Source organism: Pseudomonas sp. DW-iso17 (assembly GCF_058725345.1).
In genome coordinates, this window is record NZ_JBZXEA010000011.1 from 51,541 (window position 1) to 69,005 (window position 17,465).

A 17,465-nucleotide genomic window follows, 5' to 3' on the forward strand; every position below is an offset into this window, starting at 1 on the left:
CTTCGTCATATTGACTAAAACCAGTACAATCCGACGACACATTGCGTCTTATTAACGAGCGCAACGCCCCCTAAACTGGCTGCCATCTTTTCCTATACTCAACGGGCCCTCCTCCCGCCGAGCCGTCAGTAAGGTCAGCCATGAGCATTCCGTCCAGCACCCTCAGCAAGCCCAATCGCCACCCGGGCGACGGTAAGAAACCCATCACCATTTTCGGCCCGGACTTCCCGTTTGCCTTTGATGACTGGATCGAACACCCCGCCGGGCTGGGCAGTATTCCTGCGGCCAATCATGGCGCCGAAGTGGCGATCGTCGGCGCCGGGATCGCGGGCCTGGTTGCGGCCTACGAGCTGATGAAACTCGGGCTCAAGCCCGTTGTGTATGAAGCCTCGAAGATGGGTGGCCGCTTGCGCTCGCAGGCCTTTGAAGGCGCCGAAGGCATCATCGCCGAGTTGGGCGGCATGCGGTTCCCGGTATCGTCCACGGCGTTCTACCATTACGTGGACAAACTTGGACTGGAGACCAAGCCCTTTCCCAACCCGCTGACACCGGCGTCCGGCAGCACCGTGATCGATCTGGAAGGCCAGACTCACTATGCGCAAAAACTCTCCGATTTACCGGCACTGTTCCAGGAAGTCGCCGATGCCTGGGCCGACGCCTTGGAGGCCGGTTCGCAGTTCGGCGATATCCAGCAGGCAATCCGCGACCGCGACGTGCCACGGCTCAAGGAACTGTGGAACAAGCTCGTGCCGCTGTGGGATGACCGTACCTTCTACGACTTCGTCGCCACCTCCAAAGCCTTCGCCAAATTGTCCTTCCACCACCGCGAGGTGTTTGGCCAGGTCGGTTTCGGCACCGGCGGTTGGGACTCTGACTTTCCCAACTCCATGCTGGAAATCTTCCGTGTGGTAATGACCAACTGCGATGATCATCAACACCTGATCGTCGGTGGCGTGGCACAAGTGCCCATGGGCATCTGGCGCCATGTGCCAGAGCGCTGCGCCCATTGGCCGGCCGGCACCAGCCTGAGCTCGTTGCATAGAGGCGCACCACGGGCAGGCGTGAAGCGCATTGCCCACGCCGCCGATGGCCGCTTTGCTGTTACCGACAACTATGGCGACACGCGCGAATACGCGGCGGTGCTGACCACCTGCCAAAGTTGGCTGCTGACCACACAGATCGAATGCGACGAAACCCTGTTCTCACAAAAAATGTGGATGGCCCTGGATCGCACTCGCTACATGCAGTCATCGAAAACCTTCGTGATGGTTGATCGCCCATTCTGGAAAGACAAAGACCCGCAAACCGGCCGCGACCTGATGAGCATGACCCTCACCGACCGCCTGACCCGGGGCACCTACCTGTTCGATAACGGTGACGACAAGCCGGGGGTGATCTGCCTGTCCTACTCGTGGATGAGCGACGCACTGAAGATGCTGCCCCAGCCTATCGACAAGCGGGTGAAACTGGCCCTCGATGCGCTGAAGAAGATCTACCCCAACGTTGATATCAAGGCGCGCATCATCGGCGACCCGATCACCGTGTCCTGGGAGGCCGATCCGCATTTCCTCGGGGCCTTCAAAGGCGCCTTGCCCGGTCACTATCGCTATAACCAGCGGATGTATGCGCACTTCATGCAGAAGGATATGCCCGCCGAACAACGCGGGATCTTCATCGCGGGTGATGATGTATCGTGGACGCCCGCCTGGGTCGAAGGCGCGGTACAAACCTCGCTCAACGCGGTATGGGGCATCATGAATCACTTCGGTGGCAGCACCCACCCGGAGAACCCAGGCCCAGGCGACGTGTTCGATGAAATAGGGCCAATCGCCCTGGCAGAATAAGGAGTTGAGCATGCGTGTCGCCCTGTACCAATGCCCGCCGCTGCCGCTGAATGTGGCCGCTAACCTGCAGCGCCTGCATCAACTGGCCCATGAGGCACACGGCGCCGATGTGCTGGTGCTGCCAGAGATGTTTCTCAGCGGCTATAACATTGGCGCCGAAGCCGTTGGCGCACTGGCAGAGGCACAGGATGGGCCATCGGCGCAGGCGATTGCCGAACTGGCGCAAAGTGCCGGGCTGGCGATCCTGTATGGCTACCCGGAGCGGGCCGAAGACGGCCAGGTCTACAACGCCGTGCAGTTGATCGACGCCCAGGGCAAGCGCCTGTGCAACTACCGCAAGACCCACTTGTTTGGCGATCTTGACCACTCAATGTTCAGCGCCGGCCCCGATGATTTCCCGGTGGTGGAATTGAACGGGTGGAAGGTGGGCATGCTGATTTGCTACGACCTGGAGTTTCCGGAAAACACCCGGCGCCTGGCCCTCGCCGGTGCCGAACTGATTCTGGTGCCCACCGCTAATATGGTGCCGTTCGACTTCGTTGCCGACGTCACCGTGCGGGCGCGAGCCTTTGAAAACCAATGCTTCGTGGCCTATGCCAACTATTGCGGGCACGAAGGCGAGATTCACTACTGCGGGCAAAGCAGCATTGCCGCGCCGGACGGCCAGCGAATTGCCCAGGCCGGCCTGGATGAAGCCTTGATCGTCGGCACCCTGGATCGCCAATCTATTGTCGACGCCCGCGCCGCCAACCACTACCTGCAAGACCGTCGCGCCGAACTCTACGGCGCACTGCACAAGCCCTGACCCATTGGGTTTGCTAGCATAGGCACTTCCCACGCCTCGGAAGTGCCCATGCCTGCGCCGGTTCACCCTCATCCCCTTCACCTGACTCTCGCTAATGGCCTGCGGGTTTGCCTGCGCCATGCGCCACGCTTGAAGCGCTGCGCCGCCGTTTTACACGTGGCTGCCGGCAGCCATGACGTGCCATTGGCCTGGCCTGGCCTGGCGCATTTTCTTGAGCACTTGTTGTTTCTCGGTACCGAACGTTTCCCAGTCGGCGAAGGGCTGATGGCCTACGTGCAGCGCCACGGTGGGCAGGTCAACGCCAGCACCCGTGAGCGCACCACCGAGTTCTTCTTTGAACTGCCGGTGCCGGCTTTTGCAGACGGGCTGGCGCGTTTGGCGGATATGCTGGCTCACCCGCGCCTGGCCCTCGACGATCAACAACGTGAACGCGAAGTGCTGGAGGCGGAGTTCATCGCCTGGTCCCAGGATGCCAAGGCCCAACAGCAAGTGGCGCTGCTGCAAGGCTTGGCGGCGGATCATCCTCTACGAGGTTTTCATGCCGGCAACCGCGACAGCCTGCCGGTGGAAAGCGACGAGTTTCAGCACGCCTTGCGAGGGTTCCACGCACGCTTTTATCAAAGCGGGCAGATGACCCTGAGCCTCGCCGGTCCACAATCGCTGGCCGACCTGCAGGCCTTGGCCCAGCAGTTCAGTGACCAACTGACGCCCGGCCCATTGCACCCGCAGGCCGCTCCACCGGCCTTGATGCATGGCCCGGCGCGCCGTTATCAGCACGTCGCCGGCCAACACCTGCATCAGGTCATTACCTGTAACGCGCCACGGGAAGCGCTGGCGTTTCTCTGCACCTGGCTCAACGCCTCGGCCCCCGGCGGGTTGCTCGCTGAACTGCAAGCGCGACGACTGGCCACCGCGCTGCAGGCGTCCGTGCTGTACCAATTCGCGGATCAAGCCGTGCTGGATATAAACTTCACCCTCGCCAGCGAACGCGAACCGGCTACGCAGATTGAAGAGTTGCTGCACGACTGGCTGGGTTTCTTCGCACACAGCGACTGGACAGCGTTACGCGAAGAGTTCGCCTTGCTCAATGCTCGCCAGCAACAGGTCCAAGGCGCCCTGGCGTTGGCGCGCAACGATGCCCAAGACCTGTCGGAACAAGGCGTCGTAGCCCTCAAGGCCGTGCTCGATTCACTGCACCTGCCCGCCTCCCGGTACCCTTGGCAACTGCCGCCCAATAACCCCTTGCTTCGTGCGCCCGCCAAGGAAGAACGCGCTGGCCTGATTCGTGGCCAAACCAGCGCCCACCGTGGCTTGCGCACCTTTGCCCAGGATCGCTCACGGGGCCGACGGGAGCTGTCAGCGTTGACCTTCAGCCAGGCGTTGGCGGATGACACTGGCGAAGGCGCGCTGTACCTGCACTGGCGGTTTGACTCGGCGGTACCCAGCGGGCTGGAAAGTCTGTTGCGGCCATTGCGCGAGCAGGCACGCCAGGCCGGCGTCGAGTTGTCTTGCGAAACCTGCGCCACGGATTGGCAGGTGAAGATGCACGGCCTCCACGAGCCCATGCCGGCGGTGCTCGAAGCGTTGGCGCGGTGTCTGAGTGACTCAGATGAACCTTTGCCACCGACCGCTCCCGTGCCGATGATCGCCATCCGGGAACTGCTCAAGGCGTTGCCCGCTTGCTGCGCGGGTGTTCAGCCCCAGCCTCAGGAGACGACAGCATCATGGGCTACCGCGCGCTGGCAGGCGCTGGGCGCAGGCCTGCCACCCGCCTGTGAAGCCGCGATCAAAGCCGCAGCGGTCCGGCTGCCTGGGCAACCGGCAAGCGTGCCTTCTACACCTCAGTCCCTTGACGGACGAAAGCGCTGGCACGCAGTCAGCACCGAATCCAGCGAAGCAGCGCTACTGCTATTTTGCCCAACGCCGACTCAATCCCTCGCCGATGAAGCCCACTGGCGGTTGCTCGGGCACGTGCTCCAGGGGCCGTTCTACCAGCGTTTGAGAGTCGAACTGCAAATCGGCTACGCCGTGTTCAGCGGCATCCGACAGATCAACGGCCAAACCGGCCTGCTGTTTGGGGTGCAATCGCCGAGCGCCTCCCTGGACGGCATCGTCCAACAGTTGCAGGCCTTCCTGGGGCAACTGCCGTCGTTGATCGAACGCAGCCCCGACTTGGGTAACCAGGCCCTCGCACAGCAGTTCGCGGCCCAGACGCTGCCCATCAACGAAGCTGCCGACTTGCTGTGGCATGCGCACCTGGCAGGTCATTCGTCGGGGTATCTGGATCAGCTTCAACAGTTGATCCAAGCGTGCACACGCGAGGATGTGCAGCGCGCCGCGCAACAACTCAATGACGCCGCAGGCGGCTGGCAATGCGTGGCCAACGGGCCGCGTATCAGCGACGACTGGCAAGCAGCGCCGTGATCATTGCCAACCCTGCAACAGGCTTTCTCCACCGAGACAGCGCTAACTTGAATAAAATTGCGTAACATTGCGCAGCAATATCTGAACATCTCCAACAGGAGGTGGACTATATGTATTACTTGGTAGTGAACGTCCCATCCCTTGATAGGAGTAAGAATATGACCTGGTCCAAACCTGCTTACACTGATCTGCGTATTGGTTTCGAAGTCACCATGTACTTCGCCAGCCGTTGATTGGCTGAGTGATACAACGCCTCGGTTCGCCCGGGGCGTTTTTGTTTTGAGCTGTGCTTGATGGAGCGATCATGTTTGTCCAGATTCTAGGTTCCGCCGCCGGCGGTGGCTTCCCTCAGTGGAACTGCAACTGCGTGAACTGCGCAGGTTTTCGCGATGGCAGCCTGCGGGCCCACGCGCGTACCCAGTCGTCCATCGCGATCTCCGACGATGGCGTGAATTGGGTGCTCTGCAATGCCTCGCCGGATATTCGCGCGCAACTCCAGGGCTTTGCGCCCATGCAACCGGGCCGCGCCCTGCGCGATACCGGCATCAGCGCAATCATCCTGATGGACAGCCAGATCGACCACACCACTGGCCTGCTGAGCCTGCGCGAAGGCTGCCCGCACCAGGTGTGGTGCACCGACATGGTCCACGAAGACCTGAGCACCGGTTTCCCGTTGTTCACCATGCTGACCCACTGGAACGGTGGCCTGGCCTGGAACCGCATCGAGTTGGACGCCAGCTTCACCATCCCGGCCTGCCCCAACCTGCGCTTCACCCCGCTGCCGTTGCGCAGCGCCGCACCGCCCTATTCGCCGCACCGTTTCGACCCGCACCCCGGTGACAACATTGGCCTGATCGTCGAAGACCTGCGCACCGGCGGCAAATTGTTCTACGCCCCGGGCCTGGGCAAGGTCGACGCACCGCTGCTGGACATCATGGCCGGCAGTGACTGCCTGCTGGTGGACGGCACGATGTGGGACGACGATGAAATGCAGCGCCGTGGCGTCGGCACCCGCACCGGGCGTGAGATGGGCCACCTGGCACAGAACGGCCCCGGCGGCATGCTTGAAGTGCTCGAGCAACTGCCCAAACAGCGCAAAGTGCTTATCCACATCAACAACACCAACCCGATCCTCGATGAAGACTCCCCCGAGCGAGCGGAGCTGGTGCGGCGCAATGTCGAAGTGGCTTACGACGGCATGAGCATTGAATTGTAGGAGCGATCGAAATGACCGACACACCGTTGAGCAAGGCTGAGTTCGAAGCCGCCCTGCGCGCCAAGGGCGCCTTCTACCATATCCATCACCCCTACCATGTGGCGATGTACGAAGGCCGCGCCAGCCGTGAGCAGATCCAGGGCTGGGTCGCCAATCGCTTCTACTATCAAGTGAATATCCCGCTGAAAGACGCGGCGATCCTGGCCAACTGCCCAGACCGTGAAATCCGTCGCGAATGGATCCAGCGCCTGCTCGACCACGACGGCGCGCCCGGTGAAGACGGCGGTATCGAAGCCTGGCTGCGCCTGGGCCAGGCTGTGGGCCTGGACCCCGATCAACTGCGCTCCCAAGAGTTGGTGCTGCCCGGCGTACGCTTCACCGTGGACGCCTATGTCAACTTCGCCCGCCGCGCCAGCTGGCAGGAAGCCGCCAGCAGCTCGCTGACCGAGCTGTTCGCGCCGCAAATCCACCAGTCGCGCCTCGATAGTTGGCCGCAGCACTACCCGTGGATCGACCCGGCCGGTTACGAGTACTTCCGCACCCGCCTGGGCCAGGCCCGGCGTGATGTGGAACACGGCTTGGCGATCACCCTGCAGCACTACACCACCCGCGAGGGGCAGGAGCGCATGCTGGACATTCTCCAGTTCAAACTGGACATCCTCTGGAGCATGCTGGACGCCATGAGCATGGCCTACGAACTCAAACGCCCGCCGTATCACAGCGTGACCGAACAGCGGGTATGGCATAAAGGGATTACCCTATGAGCTTTGATCGCAGCAAAAAACCGACCTGGCGCCAGGGCTATCGCTACCAGTACGAGCCTGCACAGAAAGGCCACGTGTTGCTCTACCCCGAAGGCATGATCAAGCTCAACGACAGCGCCGCATTGATCGGCGGCCTGATCGACGGCGAGCGCGACGTGGCGGCCATCATTGCCGAGCTGGACAAGCAGTTCCCCGGCGTACCGGAGCTGGGTGACGACATCGAGCAATTCATGGAGGTCGCCCGTGCTGAGCACTGGATCACCCTTGCCTGAAAAACCCGCCATCGGCCTACCGCTGTGGCTGCTGGCCGAGCTGACCTATCGCTGCCCGTTGCAGTGCCCGTATTGCTCCAACCCGCTGGATTTCGCCGAGCAGGGCAAGGAGTTGAGCACCGAACAATGGATCAAGGTATTTCGCGAAGCCCGTGAAATGGGTGCTGCGCAGCTGGGGTTTTCCGGCGGTGAGCCGCTGGTGCGCCAGGACTTGGCCGAACTGATCGGCGAGGCTCGCAAGCTGGGTTTCTACACCAACCTGATCACCTCTGGCATCGGCCTCACCGAACAAAAAATCAGCGACTTCAAGAAAGCCGGCCTGGACCATATCCAGATCAGCTTCCAGGCCAGTGACGAACAGGTGAACAACCTGCTGGCCGGCTCCAAAAAAGCCTTCGCGCAAAAACTGGAAATGGCCCGAGCCGTGAAAGCCCAAGGCTACCCGATGGTGCTGAACTTCGTCACCCACCGGCACAATATCGACAAGATCGACCGCATCATCGAGCTGTGCATTGCGCTGGAAGCAGATTTCGTCGAGCTCGCCACTTGCCAGTTCTACGGCTGGGCACAGCTCAATCGCGTGGGTTTGCTGCCCACACGCGAGCAGTTGGTGCGCGCCGAACGCATCACCAATGAGTACCGCGCCAAGCTGGAAGCCGAAGGCCACCCGTGCAAGCTGATCTTCGTGACACCGGATTATTACGAGGAGCGCCCCAAAGCGTGCATGAACGGCTGGGGCAGCATCTTCCTGACAGTCACACCCGACGGCACCGCCCTGCCTTGTCACGGCGCAAGGCAAATGCCCGTGCAGTTTCCCAATGTGCGCGACCACAGCATGCAGCACATCTGGTACGACTCGTTTGGCTTCAATCGCTTTCGTGGCTACGACTGGATGCCCGAGCCGTGCCGATCATGCGACGAAAAAGAAAAGGATTTCGGCGGCTGCCGTTGCCAGGCCTTCATGCTCACCGGTGACGCCAGCAACGCCGACCCGGTATGCAGCAAATCCGAGCAGCACGGCATCATCCTTCAGGCGCGGGAAGAAGCCGAACAGGCCACCCAGACCATCGAGCAACTGGCCTTTCGCAATGAGCGCAACTCAAGGCTCATTGCAAAAGGCTGAGCGCCTCAACGCTTGGCGATGATGTACACCGCGTGGATGATGCCCGGGAAGTAACCGCACAGGGTCAGCAGGATATTCAGCCAGAAGGCACCGCCGAAACCTACTTGTAGGAACACACCCAATGGCGGCAGCAGAATGGCGATGATGATACGAATGATGTCCATGGGTCAGCTCCAGAAAATCGGCTCGTGTGAGCCGTGTAGCTAATCGACCTTGGCGGTTCGTGAGGGTTCAGTGGATTCTGGCATTGGGCCATCTCAGGCCAGAATCTGCAGGCCATGCTTTTGCACGATGCTCAATAATTTGAGCGCCATGCCGCTAGGCCGTTTCTCTCCCGACTCCCATTTTTTGACGGTGGACGCGCTGGTGTTCAGGTAGCGGGCGAACACAGGTTGGCTGACATGGCTGCTTTCACGTAGTTGCTTGATCTGTTCGGCAGGTATTTGGTCTGGCATGGATAAGCACGCCTCATCATATTCTCGCAGAGTGGTTTTGCTGATGGCGCCGACAGCATGAAGTGCCTTGGCTGACTGGTGAATGGACTCAAACGCCTCGCTTTTATACTTCTTGGTCATGATGTATCTCCACAAACTCCTTGAGATCCAGCATTTGCTGAATCTGTGCTTCGTTTAACCTTTCATAAGTTTTGGCCAGTGATCGAAACCAAACAAGTTCGCTCTACGTAATGTTGCCTTGATCCTTCTTGGCGAACAGCAACTGATAAACCCAATAGTGCCTACCCTTGGCCAATATGATTGAACGATGTCGATTTTGGTTGAGGCGTTTTTTCCAGACACCACCGCCCAGATTATCTGCCTGCCCCCTCAGCATTTCGCCAAACGCCTCCCTCAACTCCGAATCGCAGATCCAGGCTTTGTTGGCCGCCTCGGCAAATCGCCGTGTTTTAAACAACCTGAGCTTCATGGAGGTCCCTTCACAAAAACATACCACCCAGTGGTATAGATTAAAAGTCGAGCACGCTGTGCCCCATCGGCGGTCCTTGCCGACGTCCGCTAAGAAACCACTGTTCCCAGGGAGGCTCAATCAACGTTTTCACACCAGAAATTACCCAGACAAAAAAAACGCCCCCAGCCAAAAGAATCAGGCTGGAGGCGCCGCGTATGCCGCGAGACGGTTCAGGAAACTGGGGTCAAACGGCGATGCCCTTGCGGCATTGCACTTGAGCGGTGCGCACCCGAGAAAAGGCGCGGGCAAGCCGCAGCAGCATTTCGTCGATGTGGGTTTTGCTGATATTCAGCGCAGGGGTAAAGCGCAGGCAGTCAGGTTGTGAGGAGGTGAGAATCAGGCCTTCGAGCAGCGCGGCCTTGACCACTGCTGCGGCGCAATCGTCCGACAGTGTCAGGCCCCAAAGCAGCCCGTTGCCGCGCAAGGGCCCATGGTCGTAACGGTAGGCCAGCCGGGCAAGGCCTTCTGCCAGGTACAAGCCAGATTCACGTAGGTGCTCGAGAAAGCCGTTCTCCAATAGAGCGTCGAGTACGGCGATACCCGCAGATGCCATCAGTGCATTGCCGTGATGTGTACCGTCCAGCTCGCCCGGTTCGAAGCAACAGGCATTACCACGCGCCACCAGCGCCGCCAAGGGCACACCGCCGCCCAAGCCTTTGCCCAGGGCAATGATGTCGGCGCGCACGCCGTATTGCTGTTCGGCGAGCAGGCTGCCGCAGCGGCCGATACCGGTTTGCACTTCGTCGAAGATCAGCAGGATCCCGAGCTCACGACACAGGCGTTCGACGCCTTTGAGGTAATGTTCTGTCGCAGGGACGACACCGCCGCCGCTTTGTATCGGCTCCAGCATGATGGCGACGGTCTGCGCATCGACCGCTGCATGCAGGGCCGGCAGATCGTTAAACGGCACCTGGCTGAAACCTGGCAGCTGCGGTTCGAACCGGTTTTCGCAGGCCATGGCCGACGCCGACATCGCCCCAAGGCTCCGGCCGTGGCAGCCATTGCTTACCGTGAGGATGTGGTAAGCGCCGCCACGATGCAACTGGCCCCACTTGCGTGCCAACTTGATGGCCGCTTCACAGGCTTCGGCACCCGTGTTGAGCAAGTAGGCCTGATCACTGCCGGTGTGGTGGCACAGACGGTCGACGAGGTCCAGTTGCGCGCGGTTGTGCAAACCCAGGCCAGGGTTGATCACGGTATGCATCTGTTCGGCAATGGCGTCGCGCACGGCCTGAGGACTGTGGCCCAGGCTGTTGGCGCCGCCGCCTTGACTGAAATCCAGATAGGCGCGGTCGTCAGCGTCCGAAAGCCAGGAGCCCTGCCCCTGCACAAACACCTGGGGCGGGCGCGCCACAGTGGGCATCAGGCACTGGCTGGAAACCTCTGCACGCGGGGCATGCACAAGCAGGTCATCCAGACTCGGCGCGAAGCGACGGAACAAGTTCACACTTCACCTCCGTTGGCAACCTGACCTTGGTCGATGCCGCCTGCCAATAAGGCCTTCAGATTTTTTGCGTTGCCTATGTAAACGCTATCAACAAAAACGCTGTTCATTGTCCGATCCGGCCCTGTAAGCCCTGCGAATAGGCGCTAGACTAGGCGCCTCGGGGGCCAGCGGCCATTTCGATTTTCCAGCTTTTTCGATAAGCAAACCTTATGGATTTCAAGCAGCTGCGTTATTTCGTCGCGGTGTATGAGGAAGGCCATGTAGGCCGTGCCGCGGAGCGTCTGTCGATCTCCCAGCCAGCGTTGTCGCAACAGATTCGCCAACTGGAACAGAACCTTGATGTAAGTCTGTTCGAACGTAGCAGCAAGCGTCTGCTGCCAACGCTGGCGGCGCACACTTTATACAACCACGCGTTGCCGCTCATTGATGGGATGCAGCAAGCCGTGGAGGCACTGCGCAACTTCAAGGGCCAGGCCATGCGCACCCTGGCCATCGGCGTGCTGCAAACCGTGCACACCAGCCTGGTACCGCAGATGCTTGAGCGCGTGCGCAAGGCCCAGCCCCATCTGGTGGTGCAGATCTACGAGCTGACCGGGCTTGAGATTGAGCGGCGGTTGCTCAATGGCTCACTCGATATCGGCATCAGCTACCTGCCACCCCGTCAGCCGGGCCTGCACGGCGTGTTGCTGTATGAAGACGAGCTGAAGGTGGTGATACCCGAAGATCATCCGTTGCGCGAGTTCAAGAAAGTCTCGCTCAAACAAGCCGCCGAATTACCGATGTTGCTGCTGGGGGAAGAGTTTCAGGTTCGGCAGATCTGGCAAGGCCAACTGTCCAACCTCGGGCGGCGTCCGCAAGTGCAGGCGGAACTCAATACCATGGTGGGCATTCTCGACAGCCTGCCTCACACCCGTTTGGCGACCGTGCTGCCTGGGCGGTCCCAGGATGAACACAACAGCAAGGCGCTGCTGTGGAAACCCTTGAGCGAGCCCAGGGTACCGCTGAAAGTAGGATTGGTATGCCGCGATGTGCAACGCCAGCAGGCGACGGTGGCGTTGCTGCGCACCCTGCTGGAAGACGTGATGAATGCCCCATCGGCAACCGCCTGACTTTTTCGCGGGCAAAAGAAAACCCCGCCGAAGCGGGGCTTTGCAGACTGTTTCCCTGACATCCATTTCACTCCGCCGTCCTGGCAGAATCCTACGTGTCCGTGTTGTTGCTTTGCGCTTCCTGCGCGACGTCCATGTGAAGTAGATTAGCCGTGGATCCAATGTGGCGATAGAGGACGATTAGCAGCACGTCATGTAAGAGAATGCTTACACGCCCTCCTCGCCCTTAAAACAGGGCTTCATCCATCAGGAACAGTGATTCGCTGCCGGCTTTTACCGATGCACTCAACGAGTGGATACGCGGCAACAGTCGGGCAAAGTAGAAACGCGCAGTTCCCAGTTTGCTGGCGTAGAAATCCTCTTCGCCTTCTTTGCCCCACGCCGCCTTGGCCATGCGCGCCCACATATAGGCATAGGCCATGTAGCCGAACGCATGCAGGTATTCCACCGAGGCCGCACCGATTTCATTGGCATTGCTCTTGGCGCGGTCCAGCACCCAGGCCGTCAACTCATCCAGGTTATCCACTGCCGCACTTAGCGGTTTGGTGAATTCGGCCAACTCAGGGCCCGATGCGGCGATGAACTGGCGGATCTCATCAGCGAACAAGGTATAGAACGCACCGCCGCTGCCAACGATCTTGCGGCCCATCAGATCCAGGGCCTGAATGCCGTTGGTGCCTTCGTAGATCTGAGTGATGCGCACGTCACGCACCAATTGCTCCTGGCCCCACTCGCGGATGTAACCGTGGCCACCAAACACCTGCTGGCCAAGTACGGTGGTTTCCAGGCCCAGGTCGGTGAGGAACGCCTTGGCCACCGGCGTCAGCAACGCCACCAGGTTATCGGCACGCTCGCGCGCCTGGGCATCGTCGCTGAACTTGGCGATGTCCAACTGCGTCGCCACGTAGGTGGAGAACGCCCGGCCGCCTTCGTTCGCCGCCTTCATGGTCAGCAACATGCGGCGGACATCCGGATGCACGATGATCGGGTCTGCCGGCTTGTCCTTGGCCTGCGCGCCCAGCGGGGAACGGCTCTGCAGACGGTCGCGGGCATATTCAATCGCGTTCTGATAGGACCGCTCACCCGACGCCAAGCCCTGAATGCCAACACCCAGGCGCTCATAGTTCATCATGGTGAACATCGCCGCCAAACCACGGTTGGGCTCACCGACCAGGTAACCCACGGCTTCGTCGAAGTTCATCACACAGGTAGCGGAGGCCTGGATGCCCATCTTGTGTTCAATGGAGCCGCAATTTACCGGGTTACGCGCGCCCAGGCTGCCATCGGCATTTACCAGGAACTTCGGCACCAGAAACAGCGAGATGCCCTTGGGCCCGGCCGGTGCGTCCGGCAGTTTGGCCAGCACCAGGTGGATGATGTTTTCGGTGAGGTCGTGCTCGCCACCGGTAATGAAGATCTTGGTGCCGCTGACCTTGTAGGAGCCGTCCGCCTGAGGCTCGGCCTTGGTGCGGATCATCCCCAGGTCGGTACCGGCATGGGCTTCCGTCAGGCACATGGAACCGGCCCACTCACCGGAATACATCTTCGGCAGGTAGGTGGCCTTGAGTTCTTCACTGGCGTGGGTGTTGATCGATACACAGGCGCCGGAGGTCAACATCGGGTACAGGCCGAAAGCCAGGCTCGACGAGTTGATCATCTCTTCAACCTGCGCCGACACGGCCTTGGGCATGCCCATACCGCCGTAGGTCGGGTCGCCGCCCACACCGACCCAGCCGCCTTCGGCGTAGGTGCTGTAGGCCTGGGGGAAACCGTCGGGAGTCGTCACGGCGCCGTCCGCCCAGTGGCAGCCTTGCTCATCGCCGCCGCGGCTGAGCGGGGCAATGGATTTGGCGGTGACCTTGCCCGCCTCTTCCAAAATCGCCTCGACGGTTTCGGCGTCAACGCTGTCTGCCAATGCCGGTAACTGGGCCCAAGTATCAGCGACCTCAAAAACTTCGTTGAGGACGAAGCGCATATCACGCAACGGCGCTTTGTAATCAGCCATGGCAAACCTCGTGAGAACGTGAAAAGTAATTCGATAGGATCGGTTTTACAGACCCCGAGTGTACCCGAACAACTTTTCAGACACATAGGGTCCATTCGTGACCATTAAGTATTTATAAGTCACATACAAACCATTGTGGGAACGGGCTTGCTCGCGAATGCGGCGTGTCAGTCGCTACATCTTTGACTGCACTAGCGCATTCGCGAGCAAGCCCGCTCCCACATTTTGACCCCGAGCAATCAGTGACCTCTAAAGTGCAAAGGCCTGCGCCGGTAAGCTCATCAGGCATTCGCTCCCCGCCTCCACCGCAGCACGGTGCATGGACGTACGCGGCAACAAGCGCTTGAAATAAAAGTTGCAGGTCGCAAGCTTCGCCTGGGCAAACCCTTCGTCATCCTGCGCGTGCGCCGCGATCGCCATGCGCAGCCACAGGTAGGCAAGGATGATGTAACCGCTGTACATCAGGTAATCCATCGCCGCCGCGCCCACTTCGTCAGGGTTTTTCATCGCTGCCGTGCCGACCTTCAGGGTCAGTTCGCCCCATTGCTGGTTCAGTTCATTGAGTTGCGCCACATGGGCCTTGAGTTGCGCATGCTCGGCATTGACCGCGCAGAACTTATGCACAATCTTGGTAAACCCACGCAGCAACTTGCCCTGGCTGCCCAGGACCTTGCGCCCAAGCAGGTCGAGGGCCTGGATGCCGTTGGTGCCTTCATAGATCGGCGCAATCCGTGCGTCACGGGCCAGTTGCTCCATGCCCCACTCTCGAATATAGCCATGGCCACCGAATACCTGCATGCCGTGGTTGGTCACCTCCAGGCCGGTTTCGGTCATGAAGGCTTTACAGATCGGCGTGAGGAAGGCTAACAGGTCCTCGGCTTCCTGGCGTTGGCCAGCGTCGCGGCCCAGGTGCGCGGTATCGAGCAGTTGCGCGGTGAAATAGGTCAACGCGCGGTTGCCCTCGTTGAATGCTTTCATGGTCAGCAGCATGCGGCGTACATCGGCGTGCACGATGATCGGGTCGGCAGCTTTCTCCGGAGCCTTGGCGCCGGTGAGCGAACGCATTTGCAGGCGGTCGTTGGCATATTTGATCGCGCCCTGGAAGCTCGCCTCGCCGTTGCACAGGCCCTGCATGCCGGTGCCCAGGCGTGCGTGGTTCATCATGGTGAACATGCAGTTGAGGCCCTTGTTCGCCTCGCCAATCAAATAGCCTTTGGCGCCATCGAAGTTCAACACGCAGGTGGCCGAGGCCTTGATGCCCATCTTGTGTTCGATGGAGCCGCAGTGCACCGCATTGCGCTCGCCGGAGTCGGCATGGAACTTGGGCACGATAAACAACGAAATGCCCTTGGTGCCCGCCGGCGCATCCGGCAGTTTGGCCAGCACCAGGTGGATGATATTGGCGCTCATGTCGTGCTCGCCGGCCGAGATGAAGATCTTGCTGCCGGTGACCGCGTAACTGCCGTCTGCCTGCGGTACGGCGCGGGTCTTGATCAAGCCCAGGTCGGTGCCGCAGTGGGCTTCGGTCAGGCACATGGTACCGGTCCATTCGCCGGCGGTGAGTTTGCTCAGGTAAGTGGCTTTCTGTTCGTCGGTGCCGTGGGCGTGGATGGCGGACATGGCACCGTGGGTCAGGCCAGGGTACATGCCCCAGGAGGTGTTGCTGGAACCGATCATCTCGCTCAGCACCAGGCCCAGGGAATGGGGCAGGCCCTGGCCACCGTAGGCCGGGTCTGCCGCCACGCCGTGCCAGCCGCCTTCCACATACTGGGCAAAGGCTTGCTTGAAGCCTTTGGGCGTGGTCACCACGCCATTATCGAAATGGCAGCCCTCTTCATCGCCGCTGCGATTGAGCGGCGCGAGTACGTTTTCGCAGAACCTGGCGCCTTCTTCGAGGATCGCACTGACCATGTCCGGGCTGGCATCCGTGGCGCCCAGGGCCGCGTAGTGGCCGTGGAAATCGAATACGTTGTCGATCAGAAAGCGCATGTCGCGCAGGGGAGCTTTGTACTCAGGCATGGCAATGTCTCCGGCAGCAGATAGGGTTAACCTACTGCCGGCCATGGCCGTGGACAATCACTGTAGCGCTGCTGAATACAGCGCCATTACTCAACCGGCAGCGCTCTCCATGCGCACCGCGCCACGGCGGGTTTGCCCGGCTGCGACCACACAATTACGCCCCGCGCCCTTGGCGGTGTAAAGCGCCTGGTCGGCGGATTTGAGCACCTCGTCGGGGCTGCGTTGCTCGGCCTGGCGCTCGGCCACGCCAATGCTTACCGTCACCGACACACTGGACGCGCCGCTGCCGGCACGGCGCTGGCGGCCTTGATGATCGTCCTGGGGGCGGTCCGGGTTGCGCAACTTGATGTCGTAGCTGGCGATGATCTCGCGGATCTCCTCCAGGTGCGGCATGCACTCATCCAGGGTCTTGCCGGCAAACACCACGGCAAACTCTTCACCGCCGTAACGGTAGGCCCGCCCGCCTCCATTGACCTTGGACAACTTGCTCGCCACCAGGCGCAGCACCTGGTCGCCCACATCGTGGCCGTGGGTGTCATTGAAACGCTTGAAGTGATCGACGTCGCTCATCGCCAGCACATAGTTGCGACCTAGCCGCTGCATGCGCTCGTTGAGGGCACGGCGCCCCGGCAAGCCGGTGAGCTCATCACGAAACGCCATTTGATACGCCTCGTGCGCCACGCCCGCAGCGATCATCAGCATCACCTGGCTGCACATGATGTTGAGGGTGAACGGCAGGATGAAGGTTTGCGGCAACATCCAGAACATGCCCAGCAACCCCACCAGTTGTGCGGCGTGCAGCGGGCGCGGCTGGTACCAGTATTGGGCGGCCAGGGTGAGAAAGCCGATCAGGAACATCGGATAGGAAAGTTGGATCAGGCTCATCCAGGCGCCATGCAGCATCGGCCAGCGAATCTCCGCTAGCCAGCCCAGCAAGGCCTGGGGGAAGCTTTGTTCCAGGGCCAGCGCCACACTGCCCACCGCCAGCAGCACCGCGCAGCGGGCGACGAAGTCACGAAACAGATGGGTTTTTTCCTGCCACAGCGCATAAATGCTGAACAGCAAGGGCAACAGCAGGCAACACAGGTGGAACACCACCGCAGCGTCTTCACGCACGCGGCCATTGTCGCGGTAGAAGTCGGTCTGGGTGTCCAGCAGGAAATAGGCGACGTACACCGTGACCATCAGGAACAGTTCACGTTGGCGTCGATACACCGCGCAGTAAGCGCCACCGAGCAGCAGAACCAGGGTGGGCAGTACGTTGAACAGCGAGGTGAAGAAGACGCTGAGGTCCTTGACGTACGCAGCCGAGAGCCCGGCCAGCAACAGCAGCAGCGACGGTAGGAAATGGCTGAAACGTACAGCGGACACGCGTGACAAGGGTAAAACTCCGACCCGCAAACAAATAATGGCACTGTGCTTCTAGGCGGTCAGTTAAGCACAACCGACCGGGCATGTATCACATTGCCAT

Annotated in this window: 15 protein-coding genes and 1 pseudogene; 9 read left to right on the plus strand and 7 right to left on the minus strand. The window is 60.6% G+C overall.

Annotation, left to right across the window (positions count from 1 at the left end; all coding sequences use genetic code 11):
- Positions 1-140: 140 nt before the first annotated feature.
- The 8 genes from AC4PS6_RS08125 to pqqE all read left to right on the plus strand — a co-directional run bounded on the left by AC4PS6_RS08125 (position 141) and on the right by pqqE (position 8,448).
- Positions 141-1,844, plus strand: a complete 1,704-nt coding sequence (locus AC4PS6_RS08125; protein ID WP_014720191.1) for a flavin monoamine oxidase family protein — start codon at positions 141-143, stop codon at positions 1,842-1,844.
- Positions 1,845-1,854: 10 nt separating this feature from the next.
- Complete coding sequence (locus tag AC4PS6_RS08130) at positions 1,855-2,649, plus strand: carbon-nitrogen hydrolase family protein (protein WP_020302169.1); 795 nt, start codon at positions 1,855-1,857, stop codon at positions 2,647-2,649.
- A 48-nt stretch (positions 2,650-2,697) separates the two neighbouring features.
- Positions 2,698-5,073: a pyrroloquinoline quinone biosynthesis protein PqqF gene (gene pqqF, locus AC4PS6_RS08135; RefSeq protein WP_336826804.1), complete on the plus strand. Its 2,376-nt coding sequence runs from the start codon at positions 2,698-2,700 to the stop codon at positions 5,071-5,073.
- A gap of 158 nt (positions 5,074-5,231) precedes the next feature.
- Entirely contained in the window at positions 5,232-5,306 is a 75-nt protein-coding gene (gene pqqA / locus AC4PS6_RS08140; protein ID WP_003194766.1) for a pyrroloquinoline quinone precursor peptide PqqA, read from the plus strand.
- Between the two features lie 71 nt (positions 5,307-5,377).
- A complete protein-coding gene (gene pqqB / locus AC4PS6_RS08145; RefSeq protein WP_014720194.1) occupies positions 5,378-6,289 on the plus strand; it encodes a pyrroloquinoline quinone biosynthesis protein PqqB in 912 nt (303 codons plus the stop codon).
- An 11-nt stretch (positions 6,290-6,300) separates the two neighbouring features.
- Entirely contained in the window at positions 6,301-7,053 is a 753-nt protein-coding gene (pqqC, locus tag AC4PS6_RS08150; protein ID WP_492180769.1) for a pyrroloquinoline-quinone synthase PqqC, read from the plus strand.
- Positions 7,050-7,325 carry a pyrroloquinoline quinone biosynthesis peptide chaperone PqqD gene (pqqD, locus tag AC4PS6_RS08155; RefSeq protein WP_003194772.1) on the plus strand — a complete coding sequence of 92 codons (276 nt, stop codon included), beginning with the start codon at positions 7,050-7,052 and terminating at the stop codon, positions 7,323-7,325. The genes pqqC and pqqD overlap by 4 nt, the downstream gene beginning before the upstream one ends.
- Positions 7,318-8,448: a pyrroloquinoline quinone biosynthesis protein PqqE gene (gene pqqE / locus AC4PS6_RS08160; RefSeq protein WP_419722422.1), complete on the plus strand. Its 1,131-nt coding sequence runs from the start codon at positions 7,318-7,320 to the stop codon at positions 8,446-8,448. The genes pqqD and pqqE overlap by 8 nt, the downstream gene beginning before the upstream one ends.
- A 5-nt stretch (positions 8,449-8,453) precedes the next feature.
- On the opposite strand, the gene AC4PS6_RS08165 is transcribed toward pqqE, so the two are convergent.
- From AC4PS6_RS08165 to AC4PS6_RS08180, 4 genes and pseudogenes are all read right to left on the minus strand, one after another.
- Positions 8,454-8,612, minus strand: coding sequence for a YqaE/Pmp3 family membrane protein (locus tag AC4PS6_RS08165; protein ID WP_003194776.1), 159 nt, complete (start codon positions 8,610-8,612; stop codon positions 8,454-8,456).
- 93 nt (positions 8,613-8,705) lie between these two features.
- On the minus strand, positions 8,706-9,023 hold the full coding sequence (locus tag AC4PS6_RS08170) for a helix-turn-helix domain-containing protein (RefSeq protein ID WP_014720197.1): 318 nt from the start codon (positions 9,021-9,023) through the stop codon (positions 8,706-8,708).
- Positions 9,007-9,372 (minus strand): annotated as a pseudogene (locus AC4PS6_RS08175) (type II toxin-antitoxin system RelE/ParE family toxin). The gene AC4PS6_RS08170 and the pseudogene AC4PS6_RS08175 overlap by 17 nt, the downstream one beginning before the upstream one ends.
- A gap of 226 nt (positions 9,373-9,598) precedes the next feature.
- The gene (locus AC4PS6_RS08180; RefSeq protein ID WP_336826806.1) at positions 9,599-10,861 is read right to left on the minus strand and encodes an aspartate aminotransferase family protein; all 1,263 of its coding nucleotides are present in this window, start codon (positions 10,859-10,861) and stop codon (positions 9,599-9,601) included.
- Between the two features lie 209 nt (positions 10,862-11,070).
- On the opposite strand from AC4PS6_RS08180, the gene AC4PS6_RS08185 reads away from it, so the two are divergent.
- Positions 11,071-11,970: a LysR family transcriptional regulator gene (locus AC4PS6_RS08185; RefSeq protein WP_019817406.1), complete on the plus strand. Its 900-nt coding sequence runs from the start codon at positions 11,071-11,073 to the stop codon at positions 11,968-11,970.
- Between the two features lie 226 nt (positions 11,971-12,196).
- Here AC4PS6_RS08185 and AC4PS6_RS08190 read toward each other — a convergent pair whose 3' ends face one another.
- The 3 genes from AC4PS6_RS08190 to AC4PS6_RS08200 form a co-directional block, all read right to left on the minus strand.
- Positions 12,197-13,975 carry an acyl-CoA dehydrogenase C-terminal domain-containing protein gene (locus tag AC4PS6_RS08190; RefSeq protein ID WP_019817407.1) on the minus strand — a complete coding sequence of 593 codons (1,779 nt, stop codon included), beginning with the start codon at positions 13,973-13,975 and terminating at the stop codon, positions 12,197-12,199.
- 249 nt (positions 13,976-14,224) lie between these two features.
- Positions 14,225-15,994, minus strand: coding sequence for an acyl-CoA dehydrogenase C-terminal domain-containing protein (locus tag AC4PS6_RS08195; protein ID WP_336826807.1), 1,770 nt, complete (start codon positions 15,992-15,994; stop codon positions 14,225-14,227).
- 90 nt (positions 15,995-16,084) lie between these two features.
- Complete coding sequence (locus AC4PS6_RS08200; protein WP_014720203.1) at positions 16,085-17,374, minus strand: GGDEF domain-containing protein; 1,290 nt, start codon at positions 17,372-17,374, stop codon at positions 16,085-16,087.
- Between the last annotated feature and the right edge of the window lie 91 nt (positions 17,375-17,465).